General features: G+C 35.8%; 1 protein-coding gene. It reads right to left on the minus strand.

Annotated elements, in window-relative coordinates:
* Nucleotides 1-81: 81 nt before the first annotated feature.
* The gene (locus HX004_RS17630) at nucleotides 82-1254 is read right to left on the minus strand and encodes an IS256 family transposase (protein ID WP_502888493.1); all 1173 of its coding nucleotides are present in this window, start codon (nucleotides 1252-1254) and stop codon (nucleotides 82-84) included.
* Nucleotides 1255-1373 lie beyond the last annotated feature (119 nt).

A 1373-nucleotide genomic window follows, 5' to 3' on the forward strand; every position in this document is an offset into this window, starting at 1 on the left:
GGGAGTGTAACACAAACTGTGTCAGTTTCCGTTTCCTAGCTTTGGGGCTTAAGCCCCAAAGCTAGGAAACGGAGTTTTTTTTTACGGTTGTAATCTATCCCCAAATTTAATATACAATTGTGACATTGTCAACCCCCAATTATGAATAGGCATAGTCCATTTTTTAGAGACCTCTGTAATAGCTAAAAACATTAATTTTAAAAGCGATTGTTCAGTAGTAAAGGCTCCCTTAGTCTTGGTTACTTTTCTTATCTGTCGATGCATAGCTTCAATAGCATTAGTGGTATATATTGCTTTTCTGATATGAGGGTCAAAATCAAAATAAGTTGACAAATGTTCCCAATTATCCAACCATCCTTTAGCGGCTAATGGATAATTCTTTGCCCATTTTTCTTCAAACTGCAATAATCTTTCATAGCCTTGTTCTTCACTTACAGCAGTATATATAGGTTTAAGATCAGCAGCCACTGCTTTCTTATCTTTATGAGGAACAAAACGCAGACTGGTTCTTATTTGATGAACAATACAAAGTTGTACTTGTGTCTTAGGAAATACAGCTTGTATAGCTTCAGGAAAGCCTTTTAAACCATCCACACAAGCTACAATGATATCTTTGACACCACGCGCCTTAAGATTAGTTAATACTGAAAGCCAAAACTTAGATCCTTCAGTTTCTCCAAGATAAACTCCTATTAATTCTTTCTTCCCCTCTTGATTAACTCCTAATATATTATACACTGCTTTAGATGTAACAATACCTTGTTCTTTTACTTTATAAAACATACAATCTAAGAAAACAAAGGGATATATAGCTTCTAAAGGGCGGTCACGCCACTCTTTCATTGCAGGTATAACTTTATCAGTTATACGAGATATTTCTGTGGCTGAAATATCCATGCCATACATTTCCATGATATAACCCGCAATATCACGAGTACTACTGCCTTTAGCATATAGGCTAATTACATTATCTTCTAATTGATCTGTGATAATAAGTTGACGTTTGGGTAACACCCTGGGCTCAAAGGTTCCATTGCGATCGCGATTAGATTCTAATTCAATAGAACCTGACTGCATACTTCGAACAGTTTTAGTGGTCTTACCGTTGCGACGATTTGGAATCCCTTTAGCCTTTTCTTCTTCCAAATGATTCTCTAGTTCACTTTCTAACATAGTCTCAAGGAAGTGTTTTAAAAGGGGACCAAAAACACCATCTGGACCTCCCATTTTCTTTCCTTGATAAATATCAGCCATTGCTTGTTCTTTAAAACTCTCGAAATCAAATCTTTCCTTTTTTTGTTCTCTGCTCATTTTACTAATGTACATATTTTATTATACAATTATTTTAATGACACAGTTCACGGGACACCCTC

The organism is Myroides sp. 1354 (assembly GCF_030324495.1).
In the GTDB taxonomy this organism is placed as follows: domain Bacteria; phylum Bacteroidota; class Bacteroidia; order Flavobacteriales; family Flavobacteriaceae; genus Flavobacterium.